Annotated in this window: 5 protein-coding genes and 1 pseudogene; 5 read left to right on the forward strand and 1 reads right to left on the reverse strand. The window is 53.5% G+C overall.

Features of this window, described 5'->3' with window-relative positions:
* The first annotated feature begins 2 nt into the window (after positions 1 to 2).
* The 5 genes from fliF (at position 3) to ABYT07_RS05175 (ending at position 8163) form a co-directional block, all read left to right on the forward strand.
* Positions 3 to 1643: a flagellar basal-body MS-ring/collar protein FliF gene (fliF, locus tag ABYT07_RS05155; RefSeq protein WP_372989925.1), complete on the forward strand. Its 1641-nt coding sequence runs from the start codon at positions 3 to 5 to the stop codon at positions 1641 to 1643.
* A complete protein-coding gene (locus ABYT07_RS05160) occupies positions 1643 to 2242 on the forward strand; it encodes a hypothetical protein (protein ID WP_372989926.1) in 600 nt (199 codons plus the stop codon). Before fliF ends, ABYT07_RS05160 begins: the two co-directional genes overlap by 1 nt.
* Complete coding sequence (locus ABYT07_RS05165; protein ID WP_372989928.1) at positions 2235 to 2528, forward strand: FliM/FliN family flagellar motor switch protein; 294 nt, start codon at positions 2235 to 2237, stop codon at positions 2526 to 2528. The genes ABYT07_RS05160 and ABYT07_RS05165 overlap by 8 nt, the downstream gene beginning before the upstream one ends.
* Entirely contained in the window at positions 2525 to 3262 is a 738-nt protein-coding gene (gene fliP, locus ABYT07_RS05170; protein ID WP_372989929.1) for a flagellar type III secretion system pore protein FliP, read from the forward strand. The genes ABYT07_RS05165 and fliP overlap by 4 nt, the downstream gene beginning before the upstream one ends.
* A 746-nt stretch (positions 3263 to 4008) precedes the next feature.
* Positions 4009 to 8163 (forward strand): DUF4082 domain-containing protein, encoded by a 4155-nt coding sequence (locus ABYT07_RS05175; RefSeq protein ID WP_372989931.1) that lies wholly within the window; start codon positions 4009 to 4011, stop codon positions 8161 to 8163.
* A 398-nt stretch (positions 8164 to 8561) separates the two neighbouring features.
* On the opposite strand, the pseudogene ABYT07_RS05180 reads toward ABYT07_RS05175, so the two are convergent.
* A pseudogene (locus tag ABYT07_RS05180) lies at positions 8562 to 9022 on the reverse strand (site-specific integrase); the annotation flags it as partial.

Genomic DNA, 9022 nt, shown 5'->3' on the forward strand with positions numbered 1-9022 from the left:
TTGTGCAGCAATTTCTGAACATTTGGACAGAACTTACCTTTCGCAAACAATTAACGATTATTGTTGCGACCGTGGCGATGTTTTTTGGCGTACTTGCGATGTCGAGAATGGTATCTTCGCCCAATATGACCCTCCTGTATGCGGGGCTGGAAAGTGGTGCTGCCGGGGACGTGGTCAGGGCGCTTGAACAAAGAGGTGTCGTTTATGAGGTGCGAGGCGGATCGATTTTTGTCGATTCGAAAGCACGCGACGAACTCAGGCTCACCTTGGCAAGCGAAGGGCTTCCGGCCAATGGCAACCGGGGCTATGAACTGTTGGATAACCTCACAGGGTTTGGCACCACATCACAGATGTTCGATGCTGCATATTGGCGCGCAAAGGAAGGCGAGCTGGCAAGAACAATCGTGGCGAATCCCCAGATTTCAATGGCCCGGGTGCACATTGCTGGTACAGGGTCGAACCCTTTTCAACGAGGTGTTGTTCCTAAAGCTTCGGTTTCACTGACACCAAATGGTGGAGAGATTTCTGCAGCGGAAGCGAAGGCCGTTCGGTTTCTTGTAGCCTCTGCTGTTGCTGGTCTTTCTCCTGATGACGTCGCGGTAATTGATGCAAATGGTAGCCTTATTGGATCCAGTGATGACGCTATGCCGACATCCCAAGGGGATGACAAAGCGGACATGTTTAAGGAAAAAATCCAACGAATCTTAGAGGCGCGTGTCGGGCTTGGGAATGCCATTGTTGAAGTAAGTGTAGACACGGAGACTGAAAGCGAATCGGTTCGTGAACGGCGTTTTGACCCCGATGGGCGTGTGGCGATTAGCACTGATACCGAAGAGCGCAGCAATACATCTTCTGACGCGGGAAACGGTGACGTCACCGTCGCAAGCAATCTGCCAAGCAATGATGGGCAAGCAGGTGGAGACAGCTCATCTTCTTCAAATAGTGAGACGAGAGAACGCGTAAACTATGAAGTGTCCGAAACTGAGAGAGAGATTGTACGCGCGCCGGGAGCTGTAAAGCGAATTACTGTGGCCGTCTTGATCAACGACACCATTGCTACTGACGAAGGCGGTGCGGAGGTCTCTCAACCAAGAGACGATACCGAGTTGGAGGCGCTACGTGAGTTGGTATCTTCTGCTGTTGGTTTTGACGCGGAGCGAGGTGACATCATTACGATCAAATCCATGGCGCTTCAGTCGATCCCACCTATGGGCACTCAAGCAACCACCTCCATTGTTGATCGCTTCAATCTAGATTTGATGTCTGCAATTCAGATAGCCGTTTTAGGTCTAGTTACTATTATTTTGGGTCTTTTTGTTGTGAGGCCACTTCTTTCGCGGCAGCCACTGCCTGATCCCAATGGCGGTTTTCCTGCGCTGACATCCGATCAAAACGGTGGGCAATCTGATCAGCAAATGAACGATATGAATTTGGCGATTGGATCCCAAAACGCGGGTCAGTCAGAATTTCTATCCTCAGATGAAGGGTTCCAAGGGGGAATGGAGCCTGGATCGTTTCTTCCCATGATGGGAGGCGGTCAAGATACGCAAGTTGACCGCTTGCGTGGCATGATCGGCGATAAACAAGAGGAAACCATCGAAATCCTGCGCAGTTGGCTTGAGGAAAAAGAGGAGAACGCGTGATGTCACTTGCACATAGATACAGTGAGTTCAGTTCAGCGGAACCAGATGTAGCTGATTCAGATATGGGGTCTGTCGATGCCAACGCTGATGCGAACCTAGAATCTTTCGAAAACGGCTACCAAGCGGGCTGGCAAGATGCTGTCGTAGCGCTGGAAGCTGAGCAGAGAAAAATTTCTGCTGATTTTGCACAGAATCTTCAAGACATGACGTTCACTTATCAGGAGGCGAGAGGAAAGCTTTTGACCTCTCTCAAGCCAGTTCTCGAGGCCATCATGGCAAAACTAATACCCGGGACGTTAGAGGCATCACTAAGATCCCATTTGGTCGAGCAAATCCATGATTTATTGGGTGAATCTACTGAACACGCGATCGAGTTTGTCGTCTCGCCCAAAAATGTAGAGTTCGTAGAGGCCTTGCTGAACCAACAACTCAACGTGCCATTTCTTCTGAAGTCCGAAGCAAGCTTGGGTGAGGGGCAGATCTTTCTCAAAGCTGACCAGACCGAACGCCTCATCGATATGGATGAATTAAGTAAAAATATCTCCAATTCACTCGCTTCGTTTTTTCAGCAATCTGTAGAGGTTCCAAACAATGGATGATCCCGTTTCTGTAAGCCGCGCCGCCGCTGATAAAACAAACCCTTTTACATCTGTGCCCATTGAGGTGTCAGTTTGTGTCGGAAAAGCGCGCCCCCTCATAAGGGACTTGGTCGCGTTAGGAGAGAATGCCGTTCTGACACTTGATCGGCGTGTTGACGATCCGGTTGAACTGTACGTCGGGGATCGCCTGATTGCGCGCGGTGTCCTTGAGGAACAAGTTGAAGGCGGGTCAGATCAACTTGTTGTCAGATTGACCGAAGTTGTTGATATGCAATCCGTCCTATGACCGGAAAATTCCGCCTCGGGGTGGGGCTTATCGCGTTGCTGGTTTTACTACCTAGCTTTGCGATTGCGCAGGATGTTTCGATCGATTTGGGGGATCAAGGTGCGCTTTCTACGCGCACGATCCAACTTTTTGCCCTAATTACGGTTCTTAGTTTGGCACCGGGCATTGCCATTATGGTGACGTGTTTTCCTTTTTTGGTTACGGTTCTATCGATACTAAGGCAAGCAATTGGGCTTCAGCAATCTCCACCTAATATGCTGATCGTAAGCTTGGCTCTTTTCCTGACCTATTTCATTATGGAACCCGTGTTTTCGGCGGCGTGGGAAAATGGCTTAAAACCACTGACCAATGAAGAGATTGACGTCGAAACTGCGTTTGCTCAGACAATCGCACCTTTCCGACAGTTTATGGTCGGAAGAATGAACCCTGATACTTTCATCGCTATGGCGGAACTAAGGCCCGATACGGCAGGCCTGAAGTTGGAAGTAGATGCGCCCCTATCTGTTTTAGTTCCGAGTTTCATGCTGTCTGAGATTACACGTGCGTTTCAGATCGGTTTTTTGGTCTACCTCCCCTTCCTGATCATCGACTTGGTTGTGGCGGCAATTTTGATGTCAATGGGCATGATGATGGTACCTCCAGCTGTTGTTTCCCTTCCTTTCAAACTCGCTTTCTTCGTCGTCGCTGATGGTTGGAGCCTGATCGCAGGCAGTCTCGTGAGAAGTTATTTTTAGGATCTATCGAATATGTTCTGTCACGTTATCGGGAATACCTAGGGTGGAGGGCAGGTGCACTGCGCCTGCTATTGAGTGCTTTTGAACTAAACGTAGCGCATCATGGGACACGATGCCGCTTTTGCGTCATTTGCGTCTTTCTTTTAACGCTTCAAAACTGCTCATCGTAAACAGGTGGGATAAGACGCGCCTCATAGCCAAGCCTGCCAATCTCGCGCCCCAGTAAGGAGATGTAGAGCAAGCCTACATCGGAACAACGCACCTTGGAAACTCACTCAGGAACGCCACAAGCTCAGGACGTGACAATTTCCTGCGAAACACGACAGAACCGTTAGCAGCAGCCAAGTACAGCTGTAAGGCTTGTCGCAGTCGTCTGGCCAACAGCGGTCTGATCTCGTCACGCTGGCGTATATCAAGGAGCAGTTTGATCTTCATTTGGGCAGCGCCCCACTTGGACCAACATGTGTCGTGACCCGGAGTGATTGCGCGTGTGCAAATCGCGCCGCTATTTATCGGTATCGGTCCGGTGCATATCTAAATAGCCGGACCCGCTTGCTCATTTGGAGAAGCCCGCGTTCAGCAATCTGCCAATTCGTCCAAGATCGTATGAGCGCTGCACCAATATGATGAAGCGGTGTCCCGCTCTGCGCCTTGTCTGAACTGTGCGGGGCAAGGCAGACTTTATTCACCAGCAAGGCCCTTGCATCGAATTCGCCAGTGACACGCATCAAAAACGGAGATCCAGGATGCCCGTTAACCAGATCGTCGAAGAAAACGCCCGCACCGACGGGCGCATGCCGAAATCTTATTGGGACGTTCCCCACTCCACATTCATAGAAGGTTTCACGACCGATTTCAGCGTCGATGCAGGCACTCTGATCGACTTTAAGATCAACGTCAGCGACAATCCGGGCAGCGATTATCAAGTCGAAATATTCCGGCTGGGCTATTACGATGGCGACGGGGGGCGCATGGTCGAAAGCTGGACGAACCAATCTGCAACCGTACAACCAGATGCCATGTTTAATACGACCACGGGTACCGCAGACGCAGGCAACTGGAGCGTTACCGACAGTTGGAATATTCCGGTGGATGCGGTTTCCGGCGTCTATCTTGCGCGGGTTCAGCGGCTGGATGCGAATGGTGATCCCGTCACGGGCGCGGTGAATCAGATCCCCTTTGTCGTGCGCGATGATGACCGCCCGGCGGATATTGTGCTGCAAACCTCTGACACCACTTGGCAAGCCTATAACGGATGGATCGGCAATAACGGCGAGATTGGTGCAAACTTTTATGGCGATGCCAGCAACACGATCAACAACCCCGACATTCCAGGTGCCGGCGGTTCCGGTGTGGACCGGGCATATGCGGTAAGCTATAACAGACCGCTGATCACCCGCGGTATTGATGGCCAGCAAGGGGGACCAGCGGCTGGCGCTCAGGACTATTTGTTCGGCGCGGACTATGCAGCCATCTCGTGGCTAGAGCAAAATGGATACGACGTCGCCTATATCTCGGGTGTTGATACCGATCGGCTCGGCGCAGATTATCTCAAGAAATACGAAGCATTCATCTCGGTCGGACATGACGAATACTGGTCTGGCGATCAGCGCTACAATGTCGAAGAAGCGCGCGATGCGGGCGTCAACCTGCTGTTCTGGAGCGGCAATGAAGTCTATTGGAAGACACGTTGGGAAACCAGCACGGTAGACGGCCAAGAGTACCGCACTTTGGTTTGTTACAAGGAAACATGGGCGCATCTGGACCCCGCCGCACAGCCAAGCGACTATTTCAATCTTGATCCTGAAAACATCTGGACAGGCACATGGCGTGACGACCGGTTTATCGGCAACCCTCTCGCGGGTGATGCGGCAGACCGGCCAGCACTTTCAGGCCAGCCCGATCTCTTCAAAACTGCCGAAAATGCGCTGACGGGTCAGCTTTTTGGTCCCGATGGTACCGGAGAGTTTGGCGGCGCATTAGATGTGCCTGAGGAGTATGCCACGCTAAGGTTCTGGCGCGACACGGACGTCGCGGGGTCAGGTGCCGTTGACATGGCAGCGGGGATTTTAGGGTATGAATGGAACACCTCGCCCACCGATGAATATCGCCCTGACGGGTTGATCCACCTGTCCGAGACGACAATCCCGTGGAGTGGCATCCTGGTCGATCAGGGCAACACGGTCCAACCCGGCATTGCGACACATAATCTGTCGCTATATCGGGCCGATAGCGGTGCGCTGGTCTTTGGTGCTGGTACAGTGTTCTGGACATGGGCACTTAGCAATCTACACGATGGTGAACCTTACGATGCGCAAATTGAGAACGTCGCGCTTCAGCAGTTTGTCGTCAATCTCTTCGCTGATATGGGCATCCAGCCGGGTCAGACCGATACCGTGCTTGCCCTGCAAGGCCTCGCCCGTGCAGCGGGTTCAACGGATGTCACGCCCGCAACCGCCACGCTTGATGCGCTGCCTGAAAACCTGCCGGCGGGCACAGCTTTCCTGCTGACGGGCACCACCACCGACAACGATGGCAATGCAGCCACAGATGATGGGGCAGTGGCGTTGGTCGAAGTGTCATTCGACAACGGTGGCACTTGGTCTATGGCGGAGGGCACCACGAACTGGTCCTATTCTTGGTCCCCCAGCGCCGTGCAATCCTATGAAATTCTGGTCAGAGCAATCGACGACAGCCTGAACCTGCCCACGACATCAGGGCTTGCCCGAGACATCGTTCAGGTCACGCCACCAGACACAATCAGACTGTTTGACCCGTGGGTGCAATTCAACGGCGCAGACTTTAGCAATCCCCAGCCGTTGCAGCTTGGCACTCAGTTTTCTGCTTCGACGACGGGCCAGATCACGGAAATCCACTATTACCGTGACATTTCGGATGCTGCCGACACTGATACAAGGACCGGGCGGTTATGGCGGGACGACGGCACGTTGCTTGCCACCACCAGCTTTGTCTCTTCACCCGACCAAAGCGGCTGGCAAACCGCAACGCTTCTGACCCCTGTTAATCTGCTCGCTGGGCAAAACTATATTGTTTCATATGAAACATCAGATAACTACGTATCCACGAACGGCTTTTTCGCAGAGCAATACACCGACCCCTTCGGCTTCCTGACCGCAGCGACGTCAACCGGCGGTGTCTATGCTCAGGGGGCCGGGGCCATCATGCCCACCCAAAGCTATCAAGGTTCAAATTATTGGATCGATGTCACATTTGATCCCGGCGAGATTTCTACCGATCCGCCAGTCTTTACCTCGTCTGCCGCCGTGACCGTCGCCGAGAATTCGGTGCTCGCCGCCACGGTGGTCGCTCAGGATGCAGACCCGATATCCTATGGCATTCAAGGGGGTGCGGATGCTGCCGCATTCACCATTGACGCGATCACCGGCGCGCTCAACTTTGTGTTTGCACCGGATTTTGAGGTACCTACCGACAGCAACGTCGACAATGTTTTCGAGGTAACGGTCAGTGCATCGGACGGATTAAGCGCCGCTGCGACTCAAGATCTTGAGGTCACGGTAACGGATGTTGCCAATGAAACGGGGTCCATTCTATCGACCCTGTTCGGGCCCACAGAATTGCCCACCACAACAGAAACCGCTGATGCGACGGATTATGAACTTGGGATGCGCTTTACCGCAAGCAAGAGCGGTGAAATAGCCAATCTGCGCTATTGGCGCGGGGCACCGGACGCGGGCGATATTGATACCCGAACCCTGAACCTTTGGGACAGCACCGGCACGCTGCTTGCATCTGAAACAGTAACCTCAGCCGCGGGGCAAAGTGGCTGGCAGGTCGGCGTCCTGTCGTCAGCCGTACAAATCACAGCAAATGCGACATACACCGTATCCTATGGCACCACCCAGAACTATGCCGTGAACACAAACTATTTTGCGACACCCCAACCTGGGGCAGACGGCATTCTGGCCGCCCCGGCAAGCGCTGGCGTCTATGCTGCGGGCACGACCGGTGTCATGCCAACCCAAAGCTATCAAAGTTCGAACTATTGGGTCGACGTCGGATTTCGCGGCGATGATACCCCAAACCAACCGCCTTCGTTTACGCTTGCAGGGACCAGTTTCACCGCACCCGAGGGCCAGATTGCCGCTGCTTTGATCACCGCGATGGATCCCGATGGCGATAACTTTGTGTTCGCCGTCGCTGGCGGGAACGATGCCCCTGCCTTTACCATTGATGCCACCAGCGGCTTGCTGCTTTTTGCCTCGGAGCCTGACTTCGAGGCGCCACAGGATTTCGACTTGGACAATATCTATGAAGTTTTGCTGTCGATTTGGGACGGAACAAACCCAGCGGTAGAGCAAGCCATCACCATTGAAGTCTCCGACGTGGTGTCCGAACCCGGGCCAGACACCGTGTCCCTGTTTGGCGCAAGCGATGCCCCGACGGAGATCATTACAGATGACGCGACCGACTATGAACTTGGCGTCGAATTTGTCAGCTCGGCCGCAGGTGAAGTCACCGCGCTGCGCTATTGGCGCGGTGATCTGGATGCTGGCGATACCGACACACGGACGTTGAACCTGTGGAGCGGCACCGGTACCCTGTTGGCAACTGCAACCGTTATGTCGCCCCCCGGTCAGGTCGGCTGGCAAACTGCGACATTGGCCACACCCGTCGCCCTGAACGCCAACGAACTTTATGTGGCGTCCTATGGCACGACGCAAAACTATGCCTTCAGCGGTGATTTCTTTGCAACCGACTGGGTTGGCGCAGATGGGACGCTAAGCGCGCCTGCCGGAACAGACCCCTCGGGTAATGGCGTCTTCAGTGCAGGCACGACCGGCATTTTCCCAGACTCAAGCTACAACGCGTCAAACTATTGGGTAGACCTTTACTTCGACCCCTACGACGCCTTGGTTTAATCCGATGAGCGGGCGGCAGGACCAAAGCAGTCACACGCCTTGCACTATTCCCCGCGACCATCCGGACGGGTTCACCCCGATTCAGCCGCATAGGTATCTCGCGCAACTTCTGTTTGAGCCTCTGCTGCAGGTCAGACAGACGCGGGATAAAAGGTTCCGGAACCTAGATAGCACTCAGTGAATGGAAATTGATCAACCTGCCAAATCAGCACGAACTCGTCGATGTCCGAAACTTTACCTTAATATATTGAAGAGAAAATAAAACAGTACTCAAGGTCCATTTAGGGTACCGTTTTGCACAGACACTGGCATTTTTGGACGTAAGTACTTGAAAAATTGGTGATCCCGGCTGGGTTCGAACCAGCAACCTGCCCCTTAGGAGGGAACCGTTCATAGCGCTATTCCTTCTTTGATTTCTTGGGTTTGGATGTTTGTACAGGGTCTTCCTGTGCATGGTTTGTACGAAAACGGGCCCTAACGTCGGCCTCATCCGTCTCTGCATGGGCATAGATGCGCATAGGCAAATTGGGGTCAGCCCAGCGGCCAGCCTTGGCTGCGGTGACTGGATCGACACCTTGCCTGACCACCAATTCAGTGAAGAACCCATGACGCCCTGCTTGGTGCGCGGATAGGTATTGGATACCAGCCCGCTTGCAGATGGTCTTCCAGCGTGTGTTGTACCCGGTCGAGCTGCCATAGCCAAAGACGCGCGGCTTCATGAATTTACCGGTCTTGCGGTTCTTGGGTCGCTTTGGTGGCAAGGCCAGCAGTTCGTCCATCATCTCTGGCGATACCGTGATCCAGCTCTCGGGGTGTCCCTTCTGGGCCTTCACCCTGACCTTGTTCTCGGCGGGCCGCA

It is taken from the genome of Sulfitobacter sp., from assembly GCF_041552635.1.
Taxonomy (GTDB): domain Bacteria; phylum Pseudomonadota; class Alphaproteobacteria; order Rhodobacterales; family Rhodobacteraceae; genus Sulfitobacter.

Bases quoted from the DNA above. Each gene is read 5' to 3' on its own strand.
- ABYT07_RS05165 (WP_372989928.1), top strand. From the start codon at position 2,235: ATGGATGATCCCGTTTCTGTAAGCCGCGCCGCCGCTGATAAAACAAAC.
- ABYT07_RS05160 (WP_372989926.1), top strand. From the start codon at position 1,643: ATGTCACTTGCACATAGATACAGTGAGTTCAGTTCAGCGGAACCAGAT.
- ABYT07_RS05175 (WP_372989931.1), top strand. From the start codon at position 4,009: ATGCCCGTTAACCAGATCGTCGAAGAAAACGCCCGCACCGACGGGCGC.
- fliP (WP_372989929.1), top strand. From the start codon at position 2,525: ATGACCGGAAAATTCCGCCTCGGGGTGGGGCTTATCGCGTTGCTGGTT.